We start from the raw sequence: 16,567 nt of genomic DNA on the forward strand, positions 1-16,567 counted from the left end.
TAGCTCTACTCACTCATATAACCCGCTGGGTATAATTATTCAAAACGTCAGTTCAAGGCATAAATTTTATTTCAAAAAAAACAATATAAAATGACGTTTAAGATTTTAAATATGTTTAGCCAACTCGCTAATATTTACCAGACCCAAACGTCATTAGCATCTGCAGTCGAGTGTCAAATGTTTGAAGAATGCGCAAAAAGAAAAGCTGTTTGAGCGCAGCGAGTGCTGCCTCTTTTAGCACTCGAAAACTAATTTGACCGACAGGGGTACGCAGGCTTGATTTTTTTGTTACTTTTTTCATCAATGAAAAAAGTAAAGATTTCTTCAAACAAAAAATCAGTTCTTACATAAACGTACTTCTTATATCCGCTCTTATATTTTTATTAAAAAAAGTCAATAACCACAACCATTTCAAAATAAATGCTCCTTTTTTCTTTCACAACTTGTGAACCACTTGTGATATAAAATCAACCAATACCAACACTTTTGTACCATAACAACCTAAAACATAAGTTATGGCACTTGAAAGCAACAGCTCCACCAACGCTACTAAAAACAGAATGTACCGCGAGCAATTAATTACAATGGAAGACTTAAACGAATTTCGAAGTCTTCTTCTCAATGATTTAAAAGGAATCATACAATCCAAACCACTCCAGCAGAAACAGTGGCTAAAATCCCCCGAAGTACGAAAGTTGTTAAATATCTCTCCCGGAACACTTCAAAACCTGCGTATCAATGGAACACTTTCCTATACCAAAATAGGTGGCACTATCTATTACGCCAATCAAGACATTGATAAAGTACTGGAAAACAACAAGGTTAGTGCTTCTCCAAACTTATTCAAATGAACTGTCATTGCTTCGTTCCACTAGTTATCGGAATGAAGTAATCTCACAAATATCGACGAAGGATGGCACGAGGACTTTGTCCTAAAAGGCAAAGCAATCTCATCAACTTTATGCTCTTACCTCAATTCCGTACTCCTTATGGTTAATCAAACTGAATACTAAAAACTGAACACTGAACACTATCTCATGAACTACATCAAACACCTCACCGGATTTTTCAATAAGATCAATTATGAACCCAGCCTAAATCCAACGCACATTTCGCTCTATTTGGCACTTTTCCAATGTTGGAACGTAAATCGATTCAAGAATCCAACAGGCATTTCTCGGGAAGAAATCATGAAAGCCAGCAAAATCAATTCAAAAGCAACGTATCATAAATGCATGAGAGAATTAGAACTTTTAGGATTTATGATATACAATCCAACATTCAATCCACACTCTTGCTCCAACATCATTATGACCAATTTTTCTGAAAAAGAAAAAACAATTTCAAAAATACCACAACCAACCCATTCAAAAAATGAACCCGTTCACAATTTGACTGAATCAAAAAATGAACAAGTCATTGAACAGGTAAATGAACAGCTCTATATATATAATAAAAAACAAACACCTAAAAACAATTTAAACAATACAAAAATAGATATAGAAAAAATTTCAAGAAATAAACCAGTTCAAAATTTGAATCCTTTGATAAATCCAAAAGAGAAAGAAATAAAAACGGAGACCGGGCAGCAAATACTTCCAGTATTCGCTGCTACCAATAAAAAACAAACTGAAAGCGGGCAGCAAAAAGAAAAAAGTTGCGCCAAAAAAGAAAAAGCTGTTGAACTCGATTTATTTTTTGAAACCACAGTGCCATCACTCGAAATGATAATGGAATACTTCTCTTTCAAGGAAAGCTCCCAAATAGAAGCCAATAAATTTTTCAATTACTACTCTAGCATCGGTTGGCTCATAGGCGGAAAAACAAAAATGAAAGATTGGAAAGCAGCAGCAAGAAACTGGATGCTCAACACAGCTAAGTTTGCAACAAACACTCCAAAAATAGATTACAACGCCCGACCAAAACCGATGCACTTGCACACAGCAACCCAAAAAAACTATGACGAACCATTGTAAATCAGTCCATGAAACCTTCTTGGTCCACAAAGGTTTCAAAGTGTATAATTTTCAAAAATGTCTCGAATACCTAGAGAACCAAGGAAAAACAACCTATGGAAGTTCGTTTCATATCAGCGAAATGGATCACCCCACCATCTACAAATTGTTGATTTATATGATAAAAGATGAGAAAGCTACCATAAACCAAAATATAGACTTATCAAAAGGAATTCTATTATCAGGTTCAATAGGTTGCGGAAAAACATCCCTAATGAACTTAGTACGTCCTTTTGCTTATCATGCGTCTGAGTACAAAATCAAAACATGTAGGGAAGTCTCGTTTGAATTTGCCAAAAATGGCTTTGAGGCCATCAACTGCTACACGCTAAAGCAAGCCAATCAATCAAAACTAACCGGTTATTGCTTTGACGATTTTGGTGCCGAACAGCAAATAAAGCACTTCGGAAATGATTGCAACGTCATGGCTGAGGTACTCATCAGCCGTTACGAACAGTTTGTCGAAAACAAATCCGTCACGCACATCACCACAAACCTTTCCGCCTCCGAAATCGAAAACAACTACGGCAACCGCCTCCGCTCCAGAATGCGACAAATGTTCAATTTAATAACATTTGATAGTAGAACGAAAGACAAACGATAAAGTCATTGCGAGGAGTTGCGAGACACGAAGCAAAGCAACCTCATCACGAGCGTGTCATCTCAAGCGTGTCATCTCGAACGCAGTCGAGAGAAGCAACTCACCACTCACTATTCACCACTCACTACAAAAAAATGAAAAAAATCAACACCTTCTGGAACTGGTTCCAAGACAACAATCAAACCATCAAAAACGGCATCAACGAAACCCCTAAAAACCAAAAATACATCAGCTTTTGGATAAACAAAAACCTCAGCTACTATTGCAAAGAAGTTGACTTTATGATTGTATATCCGAAAACCGAAAATGGAAAATTCGAGCTAATTTTAACCGCAAATGGCAACCCGGAATACTTTAACCAGGTAATCAATTTAATTGATAACGCACCGCAATTGAAAACCTGGAAATTCATCGCATTCATCCAACCAACCGAAAGAATTGAAGAAATTATGAAAGGTCTTGACGAACCGTATATCTTTCATGAGATGACTTTAAAAGCCAGCGAACTCACTTTTTTACCGCTGGAGTATCATGAATTATCGCATAAGGTAGACATTGTAGTTTTTTTAAAAAGTTACAATTTGTATTGTGATACAAAGACGTTACAACAAGCTATTTTCATCATCATGCAAGACATTTTAGGAGAAAAATCCCTATACCAAAACATCAATTTTGTGCAGTTGGCACAAGTACCGGATAACAAGGACGGGTTGATTAAATTGTACGATTTTCAATTGTTTCTGGACAATCTAAACGGCGTGGAATTAAATAATTATTTTCTCAAAATGTGGGAAACCGTAAGGTAATCCCATTTACTCCGCATAACTTTGAAAAATCAATCCTATTCTAACTTTGAAAGTAGTGTTATTTATCAACCGAATTTGTTAATAACAAAAATCTTACACTACTTTCAAATTGTGTATTTTTAGATTCTCAAACAAAAGCGTTACCAATGTCATTATTTCAGCCCTCCGTACTCAAGAAATACTTGAGCCAACAAGATTCTGCCTTAATCCAAAAAGCCTATAAAAAATACGTCAAGTATTTTCATAATGCGGCCATTCAGGAAAATATTCGCAACAGTAAGGAGGAACAATTCCAGGAAGGATTCTTGCGCGAATTATTTGTGGACATTTTGGGCTACACACTAAATCCAGCAGCTAACTTTAATCTGACCACGGAACTCAAAAACATAAAAGGGGCCAAAAAAGTAGATGGCGCTATTCTCAAAGACGGAAATGCCCTCGGTGTAATTGAACTAAAAGGAACCAATACAAAAGACCTCGAAAGCATCCGCCAACAAGCATTTGATTACAAAGCCAACCAAACGGGTTGCATCTATGTCATCACTTCCAATTTCGAAAAGTTGAGATTCTACATCAACAATGCGGTGGACTTTGAGGAATTCAACCTTTTTACCCTCACCCACATTGAATTTGAAATCTTCTACCTCTGTCTGGCTAAAGAAAATATCTTTGCCAACAAACCACTCAGCATTAAAGAAGCTTCGGTGGTGGAAGAAGAAAATATTACCAAAAAATTCTATGGTGATTATTCGGTATTCAAACGCGAATTGTACCGGGATTTAGTCAAGCAAAACCGGGCTAACGTATTATTGAATGACTTAACCGAAAAAACCACCAAACTGATTCTTTTCCAAAAATCACAAAAATTGATCGACCGTTTTCTGTTTATTCTCTTTGCAGAAGACCGCGGACTGCTGGCTCCAAACTCAATCAATACCGTTCTCAAAGATTGGAAAGCCTTGGCCGATTTGGATGTGGAAGTGCCATTATACGACCGCTACAAACAATACTTTGGCTACCTCGATACGGGTCGCAAAGGCACCGACAAGAAAGAAGAAATCTTTGCTTATAACGGTGGACTCTTCCAACCCGATACTATTCTGGATGCCGTTATCATAGATAACGACCTGCTCTATCGCCATACCTTAAAGCTTTCGACCTATGATTTTGAAAGTCAGGTAGATGTCAATATTCTGGGACACATCTTCGAACATTCCTTGAACGAAATCGAAAGTGTCAATGCCGAAATTGAAGGAACCGACTTCGACAAACAAAAAACCAAACGCAAGAAAGACGGTGTTTTCTACACCCCAAAATACATTACCAAATACATAGTCGACAACACCATTGGTAAACTCTGCACCGAGAAAAAACAAGAACTGGGAATAATTGGCGAGGAATATGTCAAAGGCCGCAAAAACCGCCAAACCACCACGATCATAAAACTGGACCTGCAACTCAAGGACTACCGCGAATGGCTCTTGGACCTCACCATTTGTGACCCGGCTTGTGGCTCCGGTGCTTTCTTGAACCAAGCCTTAGATTTCCTGATTAGGGAACACGCCTACCTAGACGAACTCAACAAACAACTCTTTGGAGGGTTCTTTGTTTTTCCCGATATCGAAAACCAAATTCTGGAACACAACATCTATGGGGTCGACCTCAACGAGGAAAGCATCGAGATTGCAAAACTCTCCTTGTGGCTGCGCACTGCCCAACCCAAACGAAAACTGACAAGCCTAAACAACAACATCAAATGCGGCAACTCGCTTATCGAGAGCAAAGTCGTTGCGGGTGAAAAAGCGTTCAACTGGAAAGAACAATTTCCGGAAGTGTTTGCTAAAGGGGGTTTTGATGTGATTATTGGGAATCCCCCTTATGGTGCTGATTTTAACATAAAGGAAAAAGAATATTTAAAATCTAAATTTTCAAACATTCATATAAGAACACCCGAATCTTTCAATTATTTTATCGGGCAAATAATTAATATCTCAAACGGAAACGGTGTATGCTCATTTATAATACCCTCAAGTTTTCTAAACCAAATTGAATTCGAAAAGACAAGAAAATTAATCTTAACAAAAGAAACTTTAAATGGTGTTTTAGATTTAGGCGATAATATTTTTTCTGATGTGGCAACGCCAACTTGCATAATTAGTTTTTTTAGAGGAAAATATAAAAAGGAGATTTCTTTTTCTGATTTTACGTCTACTGATAGAAAATTATTACCATTAGAAATTGACAAGATTTATTATAAAATCAAAAATGAAGATTTAGAAAACAATCAATCTTTCAGCTTTAATTACAAACCTAACAAAAAGCTTGTAACCAAATGCTATTCGCAAAGTATGACTTTGAAAGAGGTTACCGCAGATGTTGCTACAGGGATTAGCCCCGGTCTTGGAGAAGCATTTGTTTTGGAGTCAAAAAAAGCTGCAAATCTAAATTTAGAAAATGATATTTTAAAAAAACTTGTAATTGGCGGCGAAATAAATCGGTATTATTTAAATCCAATTTCTGATAAAAGAATAATTTACTTTTCTTCAAAATTAGATATTAAGAATTTTCCAAATAGCTTATCACATTTATCAAATTATAAAGATAAATTAGAAAATCGAGTTGAGACTAAAAGTGGAACTATTCCTTGGTATGTGATGTTGAGACCTCGACGTCAAAAGTTATTTGAAACACCTAAAATATTGATAAGACAAACAGCAGATAGAATTATTGCTTCATACGATTCTGAAAACTGGTATTGCTTGAAAAGCGGTATTATTATTCAATTAAAAGACGATTCAAAAATCCACTATAACTACATTCTTTCTATTCTAAATTCTTCACTTATGAATTTTTTATATCAAGATTTAGTAAATGAAGGAAAAAGAATTTTTCCAGAAGTAAAACCAATACAATTGTTTAAGCTTCCAATTAAAGTTGTGAGTAATGAGATGCAACAACCATTAATTGAAATTACTACACAAATAATGATTCTATACAACGAATTAATAAAGTTAATGAGTAAATTCAATAAGTATTTTTCAGGACAATACAAACTTGAAAAACTACCTAAAAAACTAGAAAACTGGAGCGAATTAACCTTTGCTGATTTCATTACAGAACTCAACAAAGCCATTAAAACAGCAGGACAAACACCTCTCACCAAAAAAGACGAGTTCGAATGGTTAGACCTATTTGAAGAAAACAAAACCAAAGCCCAAATCCTAAAATATCAAATAGAAACCACCGAAAAAACCATTGATAATATGGTGTATGCCTTGTATGGTTTGAGTGGGGAGGAAATTAGTATAATAGAAAATAAATATGAAATTAAAAGAACTTTATAAACATAGGACAGATTTTACAATAATTGGACTTACTGGCAGAACTGGTTCAGGATGCTCACAAATTTCAGATTTATTAAGTAAAGATTTTATTAATTTGAGTAATGGTCTAAGAGAAGCTAATAGCTTTTCAGACCCAGTATTTAAAAGAAAATTTGAGATTACTAAGAATTATTTGTCCTATGGAAACAATTGGCAACAATACGATATTATTGAGTACAAAAAAGTTTTATTATTATACATTGTAAAAAAAACAGGAAGTGATTTTTTTAAAATTAGGAACCTTTTAAATAAATATTATAGACAAAATAAAGCCGAAGACAATAAAGAGTTAGTTAAAAAAAAGTTTGTCGAATTAGAAGAAACTTTTGTTAAACATAAAACTTTATTAGCGAGTATTAATCAATTAGTAAGCTTTGAAACCATAAAGAACACTGATAGTTTATTGTTGTTGAACAAAATTTTTTTTGGTAAAGAATTTATAGAATTTACAAATGATTTTATGCAAATTCTAGAAGCTGAAGGAAACTATTTTAGAAGGACCTGTCTGTTTCATTCTGTTTCATGTAACATTCGAAAATCTAGAAAATCAGGTATTGATAGCAACACTGACCCAAATAATGTTTACACCATTGCTGAGTTAATAAATAAAATTATAAAAGCAAGAAAGAAATTTAATTTTTTGGAATCTAAATCAACAAAAATTGTTATTGATTCACTTAGGAACTCTTTAGAAATTACTTTTTTTAAAGAACGCTATTCTGCATTTTATATGGTTGCTACTAAAGATATTCTTGAGAACTCAAAGGAAAGGTTAGATGAAAGATTTTTTAATAAAATAACTAATAAATCTGAACGTTTAGAATTAGTAGAAAAATTAATTGATTTAGATGAAACAGAATATAAAAATAAAGATTTCTCAAAAGGAATATTTACTTCACCAAACGTAGAAAACTGTATTCAAAAAAGTGATTATCATATTTTTAATCTTAAAGTTGATCAAATTGATTCTTTTTTAGAATTATTCGAAAAAGATCATGGAGCAACCACTATTGAAAAAGAAAAAATTTCTAATACTTTCTTAACAAGAGAAGAACAATTGATGAAACTTGTTTCTCTTATTTATCAGCCGGGATTAATTACACCTAGCGCTAGTGAAAGAAATATGCAGATAGCTTACACTGCAAAATTAAATTCTGGATGTATTTCAAGACAAGTAGGTGCAGTGATTACTGATAAGAATTTTATTGCAAAGTCTATTGGTTGGAATGACGTAGCAAAAGGGCATACACCATGTAATCTTAGAAATGTTGAGGATTATTTTAATGGCGACATAGTGAATAGTGTTCATTATAGTGAATTTGAGAAAGGAAACATAACAAGTACATCTGATTACAAATATAAAGACACTTCCGTTTCCAATTTTAAAGACGCAATAGTTGATTACTTCGAAGAAGATTATAAACTTAAAAAAGATGAGCTTAATGGTAAAAATTGTTCATTTTGTTTTAAATCTATCCATAATCATTATGAAGGAGAATCAAATCAAGTTCATACAAGATCATTACATGCCGAAGAAAATGCTATGTTGCAACTTACTAAATCAGGTGGGTTAGGTGTTGAAAATGGTATTCTTTTTACAACTGCTAGTCCTTGCGAACTTTGTTCAAAAAAAGCATATCAATTAGGTATTAGAATTATCTTTTACATTGACCCTTATCCCGGAATTGCTGTTGACCAAATACTTCATGGAGGAAGAATTAAACCAATTTTATTTCCTTTTTCAGGCGCAATTGGTAATTCGTATCATAAATTATATGAACCTTATTTATCCCCTAAAGATGAAATAACTATGACTCTAGAAATGGATAATAAAAACATCAACATAAATCAATTTAAAAATATACTGAAAAAAATATATCCAAAATATGAGTTAATTAAAAACATAAAAACATTAGAAGATGTTGAATTGATTATAAATCAAGGCCTTTCAAATTTTGAAAATATTGAGGATGAAGTTAAAAATTCATAAAGTAGAAATTAAATTATAAACGCAATAATGGAAAATCTATACAAATTAAAAGATATAAATTATATGGTATAAGTGAGCAAAAATAGTGATTGAGGAAAATAGTTATATTCCAAACTGTAGCGGTATCTTTTTAAACAGTAACACTTCTTTCGGATGAATATAAAGCCACTCTTTGTCATTACTTTATTATCATAAGAAATAAGAAATAAAAACAAATGTTTGCTATTTAAAACATAAAGGCTATTTTTGTTCAGAATAACGAACATTTTAAAAAATGGCAACGAAAAAACAGACCGTATTCCCAAAGTATGACAAGATATTGGAGCAAATGGGAGAAAACATAAAAATGGCTCGTAAAAGAAGAAAACTCACTATGATACAAGTCGCGGAGAGAGCCGACATTTCAAGATCCACATTACACCTAATCGAGTTAGGAAACACAAGTGTGGCAATGGGTGCTTATTTCAATGTACTCAGAGTATTAGGCCTTCAGGACGATTTCCTAAAACTAGCTTCAGACGATGAACTCGGAAGAAAACTCCAAGACCTCGAACTTCTAAAATAAAACCACTCTACTTAACTCGCACTAAAATTCCCCTCCTTTGGAGGGGTGCCCAAAGGGAGGGGTGGTAAATTAATAATATAAAATGGCAACTAACAAAACCGACATATACGTTTACGCCCATTTGCAATATTTGATTTTAAGAGGAGGACTGCCAGTGGCAGTCTGGTATAATCTCAATTTAACAATATAAGATGTCTATAAAAACTGAAATATACGTATATGCACATTGGAAGGGTTTACCTGAACCCAAGATAATTGGCATCTTATCAGCACAACAAGCTAAAGGCAAAAAAGCATTCAGCTTTGAATACAATAAAGACTGGATAAAATCAGAACAAAAATTCCTGTTAGACCCGGACATTCAATTATATGGTGGACCACAATACCCTAACAAAAAAGAAAACTTCGGAATCTTTTTGGACAGTATGCCCGACACTTGGGGAAGAACACTGATGAAGCGGAGAGCGGCGCAATGGGCAAAAGAAGAAGGAGAAAAAGCACCAACACTCTATGATATTGATTTTCTGTTAGGTGTTTACGATGAAAGTCGTATGGGAGCATTACGCTTCAAAATAAATCCGGAAGGAGATTTTTTAGACAACAACAAAACAGCTTCAACACCGCCTTGGTCATCCATTCGCGAACTACAAAATGCAGCTGCTAATTTTGAAAACGACGATGACAATGATGAGGTAAAAAAATGGTTATCTGTCCTGATGGCACCAGGTTCCTCACTCGGAGGAGCTAGACCAAAAGCCAATATCTTAGACAATGATAAAAGCCTGTGGATTGCCAAATTCCCATCCAAAACCGACACCACAGACAAAGGTGCCTGGGAATTCCTATCCTATAAATTGGCAATAAATGCGGGTATAGAAATGGCACCATGTCGTATCGAAAAAATAATGGGGAACTACCATACATTTTTCACAAAACGTTTCGACAGAGAAAACGGAGAGAGAATACACTTTGCATCCGCAATGACCATGACTGGAAACAATGAAGATACAATCCGGGACAATCCGGCAAGCTATTTAGACATAGCCGAATTTATTAGTAATCATGGAACAAATATAGAAGCTAACTTATACCAATTATGGCGCAGAATAGTGTTTAACATAGCTATTTCAAACACAGATGACCATTTAAGAAACCACGGCTTTATCCTGACCAAAGAAGGTTGGATATTGTCACCAGCCTATGACCTAAACCCCTCAATTGAAAAGGATGGTTTGGCTTTAAATATCGATACCGATAATAACGACCTTGATTTCGAATTAGCAAAAAGTGTTGGAGAATATTTCCGCCTAAACAAAGAACAAATGGAAACCATCATACAAGAAGTACTCCAAGCAACAAGCAATTGGAAAAACATTGCTAGTCAAATAGGTATTTCAAGAGGAGAACAAGAATTGATGGTAAAAGCATTTAATTCCTAAATATCATTATGATAGAATCATCTTTTGACAAAATAATTACAACGTTAACCGTAAGATTAAAGGATTTCCTAAACAATGATTATATCGGTAGTGGTGTCATCTACTATCAGGATAACTTCAAAGACAAAGTTTATATACTGACAGCTTCACATTGTTTGTTTATAGATGGAGATCAGTTCCAGTTCCAGTAGATGAATTATTTTTAATGGGTGGTGTTGATAAAAGCAGAATATTAAATGTAGTCAAACTACATATCTATTTTGATGACCAATTAGTTCATTTGAATACAAAATCCACTAAAACCCCGTTGGTTCATATCCCTTTTGGTATTGCGAATAAATAAAATTAGTCTTGAGATATTACAAGAAAAAAAATCAAATAAGGAAGTAACTCTTGCATTAGCAATCGAATGGGTCTAGGCATTGACTACTTGCCTAAGAGTAATACATAAAAAAGGCGTTATTCATCATGATATCAAACCTGAAAACATTCTATTCTCCCACAACGGCACTATTAAAATTGCAGACTTTGGTGTGGCAAATAAAAATTCTGGAACCAAACTTAACAGAAGTCCCGAATCCTTCTCTTATAAAAAAGATACCACATAAGACCCTCGGATTGATATTTATGTATTTGGAGTCACGCTTATGGAACTTTTAACTGCTAAAAATCCGTTCAGATATTTATCGGTAGAAGATATAATTCTAGTGCATCAGACCACAGGTTTCCTCATTTAAAAACTTCCCATGTTCCAAAACCAATTCATAATCCATGATATAAAGGCATCTATTGATCCATCTAATGACAATGCAGAAGGCAGTTGATTATGATCGAACCATCTTCTACTGGAATATTGTGCAACGTATTTTTGACGAAGAGCAAGCTGGGAAAGAAGAAGTAAGTAAAGAACTAGAGATTTTTGAGAAGGTACAATATAATAATATGTATTGAAAATTAAATAAAACACCTACATTTGTTGTCTTGAAACTTACAAACATCATATTATCCATTGTTTTATTACTACTTTCCTGTATGCCTTGTGCAGACAAGGATCAGATTGGTTCGTTTGAAAAAGTTACGGAGATTCATAATGCAAAACAAAATCAAAATAAAGATGCGTGCTCTCCTTTATGTGTTTGTAACTGTTGTGGATGCCAAGGTTTCGCTTATAATACCATTTGCGTTTATAATTTATTTTCTGTCAAAACAATAATTGACAAAAAAACACCTGCATACAAATCAATTTTAACTTCCAATTTCTACGGAAGTATCTGGCAACCGCCACAAATTAATGCTTAATTTTTTTTGATTAATGTTTAAATGAATAGCGATTAATGACTTGTGCATTAGTCACACTGTTGTTTTCCATTAATCACTTTACGGTATTTGATACCTTCAATAGCTGTAAATTATAAATTAATATTAAACATTAATCATTTTCAAAAGTGTTAGACAAAATCATTCATTTTAGTATCAATAATAAATTCATCATCGGTTTGATGACTTTATTTCTCATTATTTGGGGAGTTTGGAGTGCTTCTAAATTACCCATTGATGCCGTCCCGGATATTACAAACAATCAGGTACAAATTATTACGCTTTGCCCAACATTGGCAGGTCAAGAAGTAGAACAATTAGTGACTTTTCCAATAGAACAAAGTATTGCAAATCTTCCCGATTTAGAGGAAACTCGGAGCATTTCTCGCTTTGGTTTATCTGTAATTACAGTTGTTTTTGATGACGATGTAAATATTTATTTTGCACGTCAATTAATCAGTGAACGACTAAAAGAAGCCATTAGCCAAATTCCTCAAGGCATTGGAACACCAGAATTAGGACCGGTAAGTACAGGACTTGGTGAAATATATCAGTATATTTTGCATCCAAAAAAAGGAAGTGAAAATAAATATTCAGCAATGGATTTACGTTCTATGCAAGACTGGATAGTAGCAAGACAACTTAACGGGACACCAGGAATAGCCGAAATAAATAGTTTTGGTGGGAAAGTGAAACAATATGAAGTGGGCGTTAATCCAAATCGTCTAAAAGCAATGGGAGTAACTATTCCTGACATTTTCAACGCTTTAGAAAAAAACAATCAAAACACAGGAGGTGCATATATTGACAAAAAACCAAGTGCCTACTTTATTCGTGGTGTTGGGTTAGTGACTTCCTTGGAAGATGTAAAAAACATAGTTGTAAAAAGCAGTCCTAACAGCGTTCCAATTTTTATAAAAGATGTTGCCGAAGTACAATTTGGAAGTGCTGTACGCTATGGCGCAATGACCTATAATGGAAAAGTAGATGCGGTGGGCGGTATCGTGATGATGCTGAAAGGTGCCAACAGTAACGAAGTGGTAAAGAGAGTTAAAGAAAAAATGATTATTATACAAAAATCATTACCTGATGATGTAATCGTTGAACCATTTATTGATAGAAGTACATTTGTAAACCGTGCCATTTCTACTGTTGAAAAAAACTTAATCGAAGGAGCATTAATAGTAATTTTTGTATTGGTGTTATTTCTCGGAAACTTACGTGCCGGACTTATTGTTGCTTCTGCAATACCGCTATCAATGCTTTTTGCATTGGGATTGATGAAAATTTTTGGAGTAAGTGCAAATCTAATGAGTTTGGGCGCAATAGATTTCGGTTTAATTGTAGATGGAGCAGTAATTATCGTAGAAGCATCCTTATATTTTCTGGAACATAATAAGAGCAAGGCAAAACTCACGCAACTCGAAATGGATATTGCAGTAGAAAACAGTGCTAAAAAAATGATGAGTAGTGCTGCCTTTGGACAAATCATTATTATGATAGTGTATTTTCCAATTTTATCTCTAGTCGGAATTGAAGGAAAGATGTTTGGTCCAATGGCAAAAACGGTTTCATTCGCAATCATAGGTGCAATGATACTTTCACTAACCTATATTCCGATGATGAGTGCTTTGTTTTTGCCTAAGCTTATCAGTCATAAAAAAACATTCTCTGATAAAATGATGGACTTTTTGTATAAAAAATACGAACCCCTTTTAGTAAAAGTGATTGAAATAAAATACAAAGTCGTTGGTATTACTATCGCATTATTATTAGTTACGTTTTTTATTTTTAGCAAAATGGGTGGCGAGTTTATTCCAACTTTAGCCGAAGGAGATTATGCATTTGAATTTAAAATGCCACTCGAAACATCTTTATCCCAAAGTATCGAAACCTCCATGCAGGGCGCAAGAATTGCCAAGCAATTTGAAGAAGTAAAAATTGTTGTGGGTAAAACTGGTGCTGGGGAAGTGCCTACTGACCCAATGCCACCAGGAGCTACAGATATGATGATTATTTTAAAACCACAAGAGGAATGGAAATCTGGCAGATCCTATGATGAACTGGGCGATGCAATAGAAGAAAAATTAAGCGTAATACCAGGTGTTTTTATCGAAAAAAGTCAGCCCATTCAAATGCGTTTCAATGAATTAATGACAGGAATTAAACAAGATGTTGCCATAAAAATATTTGGCGAAAACTTGGATAGTCTTTCCGTATATGCCAAAAAAGTGGAAAATGTGATTGTCAATGTAAAAGGGGTTTCATCACCACAAGTGGAACAAGTCGATGGTTTACCGCAAATTAATATCGAATACGACCGTTTACGTATTGCAAATTATGGATTAAATGTTGAAGACATCAACAGTATTGTAAGTACTGCTTTTGCAGGAAAAGCAGCAGGTGTAGTTTACGAAAACGAACGAAAATTTGATTTAGTGGTCCGTTTAGACAGTACGTCAAGACGAAGTATCGATGATGTAAACAATCTATTGATACCAACACCTACAGGCAATCAAATACCTTTATCGCAAGTGGCAAACATAGATTTTAAACTTGGCCCAGCGCAAATAAGTCGTGAAGCAGGAAAACGCAGAATTGTAATTGGTTTCAATATCCAAGATAGAGATGTCCAAAGTGTGGTTAACGAAATTCAAGAAAAGTTGGCTACGAAAGTAAAGTTGCCATCGGGTTACTATTTCACGTATGGTGGCACATTTGAAAACTTACAAAAAGCATCCAATAGATTGATGATAGCTGTACCAATATCGTTACTTCTAATTTTTATGCTTTTGTATTTTACATTCAATTCTATGAAACAAGCCAGTTTAATTTTTACGGCAATTCCAATGAGTGCCATTGGAGGTGTATTTGCTTTACTCTTACGCGGAATGCCTTTTAGTATTTCGGCAGGAATTGGTTTCATTGCATTATTTGGTGTAGCAGTTTTAAACGGAATTGTATTAGTGGGCACATTCAATCAACTCGAAAAAGAAGGTTGGGACGATGTCATAAAACGGGTAATTGAAGGAACAAAAATACGATTACGCCCTGTATTAATGACGGCTACCGTAGCTTCGCTAGGATTTTTGCCAATGGCATTATCCCACAGTGCAGGTGCTGAAGTCCAAAAACCATTAGCAACGGTTGTAATTGGTGGTTTACTGTCTGCTACATTTTTAACATTATTTGTTTTGCCTTTGCTCTATATTATTTTTAATACAAAAATTAAATTAAAAAGAAAACCAGGAATGAAATCAATTGCAACAATTTTATTTATTGGATTGTTTTTATCATTCAATACTAGTCAGGCGCAATCACGAAAAAGTATCGATGATGTTCTGAATTTAGGATTAAAAGATAATTTGCAAAACAATATTAATCAATCGCAAATTTCAAAAAATAAGCTTTTGATAAAGGGAAACAAGGAATTTCCAAAAACGGGCATCTTTGTAGAAAATGAAGATCTGCGACCTTCGGATAAAACGGGAATTTGGAAAATCGGATTACAACAAAGTTTCTATATGCCACAGGTAAATCAAGCAAAGAAAAATTACTATCGTGAGCAAACTAAATACTATGAATTTAACAAAGAAGTAATCAATACGGAATTGAAAAAAAATATACGTTCTGTATATTATCAATTATGGTATTTACAGGACAAAACGGTTTTATTTCAGCGATTAGACAGTATTTATATTGGATTGCTAAAAACTACAATAGTAAAAGTAAAAACAGGAGAAAGCGCTGGTATCGAAAAAATTTCGGCAAACGTAAAGTTGAAAGAAATTGAAACCAACATCACACAACTTCAAAAAGAAATGGTAATGCAACAACAAGCATTAATGCAATTATTGAATAGTTCAGAAGCGATTTTGCCACTTCCAAAATCATTGGAAAAGTTAGAATACGGCATGCAAAATTCGTCAGACAACCATCCAAACCTTCTTTTATTACAACAAAATGTAATGATTGCCAATAGCGAAATTGCTATTCAAAAAAGCAATCGTTTACCTGAATTTTCCGGTCGTGTCTTTTCGCAAAAATTATACGGTGTTGAAGATCCTTTTAGTGGTTTTTCATTTTCAACTTCATTTCCGATTTTTGGAAGCGGAGCCAATCAAAACAAAATAAAAGCTGCCAAAACTGAAAAAGAAGTACAAGAACAACAATTGCAATACCAAACACAAATACTTAAATCTTCTTTAGCTCAATATCAAACTGAAGTGGAAAAAAGCATACAAGGTTTACAATTTTACGAAACTTTGGGTTTGCAACAAGCCGAAGAAATTATAAAAGCTGCAAATCAATCCTATCAGGCAGGAGAAATAAGTTATGCTGATTTTTCAATTTATTTAAGCCAAGCCATCGAAATACGAAAAAATTATTTAGATAATCTAAATGCATACAACCAAGCAATTATTGAATACAATTATTTTACAAACAAATAA

15 protein-coding genes are annotated in these 16,567 nt (G+C 34.1%); 14 read left to right on the forward strand and 1 reads right to left on the reverse strand.

Going from position 1 to position 16,567, the window contains the following annotated elements:
* Positions 1 to 127 precede the first annotated feature (127 nt).
* Positions 128 to 301 carry a hypothetical protein gene (locus EKL95_RS14950; protein WP_158614859.1) on the reverse strand — a complete coding sequence of 58 codons (174 nt, stop codon included), beginning with the start codon at positions 299 to 301 and terminating at the stop codon, positions 128 to 130.
* A gap of 214 nt (positions 302 to 515) precedes the next feature.
* Between EKL95_RS14950 and EKL95_RS10115 the strand changes: the two genes are divergently transcribed.
* From EKL95_RS10115 to EKL95_RS10170, 14 genes are all read left to right on the forward strand, one after another.
* The gene (locus EKL95_RS10115; RefSeq protein ID WP_199736816.1) at positions 516 to 851 is read left to right on the forward strand and encodes a helix-turn-helix domain-containing protein; all 336 of its coding nucleotides are present in this window, start codon (positions 516 to 518) and stop codon (positions 849 to 851) included.
* A 186-nt stretch (positions 852 to 1,037) separates the two neighbouring features.
* Positions 1,038 to 1,976, forward strand: coding sequence for a transcriptional regulator (locus EKL95_RS10120; RefSeq protein WP_126564159.1), 939 nt, complete (start codon positions 1,038 to 1,040; stop codon positions 1,974 to 1,976).
* On the forward strand, positions 1,960 to 2,619 hold the full coding sequence (locus tag EKL95_RS10125) for an ATPase (protein ID WP_126564160.1): 660 nt from the start codon (positions 1,960 to 1,962) through the stop codon (positions 2,617 to 2,619). The genes EKL95_RS10120 and EKL95_RS10125 overlap by 17 nt, the downstream gene beginning before the upstream one ends.
* A 131-nt stretch (positions 2,620 to 2,750) precedes the next feature.
* Positions 2,751 to 3,422 (forward strand): hypothetical protein, encoded by a 672-nt coding sequence (locus EKL95_RS10130; protein WP_126564161.1) that lies wholly within the window; start codon positions 2,751 to 2,753, stop codon positions 3,420 to 3,422.
* Positions 3,423 to 3,568: 146 nt separating this feature from the next.
* A complete protein-coding gene (locus tag EKL95_RS10135; RefSeq protein WP_126564162.1) occupies positions 3,569 to 6,766 on the forward strand; it encodes an Eco57I restriction-modification methylase domain-containing protein in 3,198 nt (1,065 codons plus the stop codon).
* Positions 6,744 to 8,795, forward strand: a complete 2,052-nt coding sequence (locus EKL95_RS15190; protein WP_126564163.1) for a hypothetical protein — start codon at positions 6,744 to 6,746, stop codon at positions 8,793 to 8,795. Before EKL95_RS10135 ends, EKL95_RS15190 begins: the two co-directional genes overlap by 23 nt.
* Positions 8,796 to 9,123: 328 nt before the next feature.
* Positions 9,124 to 9,360 (forward strand): helix-turn-helix domain-containing protein, encoded by a 237-nt coding sequence (locus EKL95_RS10145; protein WP_233584074.1) that lies wholly within the window; start codon positions 9,124 to 9,126, stop codon positions 9,358 to 9,360.
* A gap of 191 nt (positions 9,361 to 9,551) precedes the next feature.
* The gene (locus EKL95_RS10150) at positions 9,552 to 10,799 is read left to right on the forward strand and encodes a type II toxin-antitoxin system HipA family toxin (protein ID WP_126564164.1); all 1,248 of its coding nucleotides are present in this window, start codon (positions 9,552 to 9,554) and stop codon (positions 10,797 to 10,799) included.
* A gap of 8 nt (positions 10,800 to 10,807) precedes the next feature.
* The gene (locus tag EKL95_RS15055) at positions 10,808 to 10,990 is read left to right on the forward strand and encodes a hypothetical protein (RefSeq protein WP_199736825.1); all 183 of its coding nucleotides are present in this window, start codon (positions 10,808 to 10,810) and stop codon (positions 10,988 to 10,990) included.
* Between the two features lie 14 nt (positions 10,991 to 11,004).
* A complete protein-coding gene (locus tag EKL95_RS15425) occupies positions 11,005 to 11,142 on the forward strand; it encodes a 5'-nucleotidase (protein WP_126564206.1) in 138 nt (45 codons plus the stop codon).
* Positions 11,143 to 11,221: 79 nt separating this feature from the next.
* Positions 11,222 to 11,407: a protein kinase domain-containing protein gene (locus tag EKL95_RS15430; protein ID WP_126564165.1), complete on the forward strand. Its 186-nt coding sequence runs from the start codon at positions 11,222 to 11,224 to the stop codon at positions 11,405 to 11,407.
* A 199-nt stretch (positions 11,408 to 11,606) separates the two neighbouring features.
* On the forward strand, positions 11,607 to 11,750 hold the full coding sequence (locus EKL95_RS14955) for a hypothetical protein (RefSeq protein WP_158614860.1): 144 nt from the start codon (positions 11,607 to 11,609) through the stop codon (positions 11,748 to 11,750).
* Positions 11,751 to 11,780: 30 nt separating this feature from the next.
* The gene (locus EKL95_RS10165) at positions 11,781 to 12,098 is read left to right on the forward strand and encodes a DUF6660 family protein (RefSeq protein ID WP_126564166.1); all 318 of its coding nucleotides are present in this window, start codon (positions 11,781 to 11,783) and stop codon (positions 12,096 to 12,098) included.
* A gap of 146 nt (positions 12,099 to 12,244) precedes the next feature.
* Complete coding sequence (locus EKL95_RS10170; protein ID WP_126564167.1) at positions 12,245 to 16,567, forward strand: CusA/CzcA family heavy metal efflux RND transporter; 4,323 nt, start codon at positions 12,245 to 12,247, stop codon at positions 16,565 to 16,567.

It is taken from the genome of Flavobacterium sp. LB2P53 (genome assembly GCF_003970305.1).
Lineage (GTDB): Bacteria > Bacteroidota > Bacteroidia > Flavobacteriales > Flavobacteriaceae > Flavobacterium.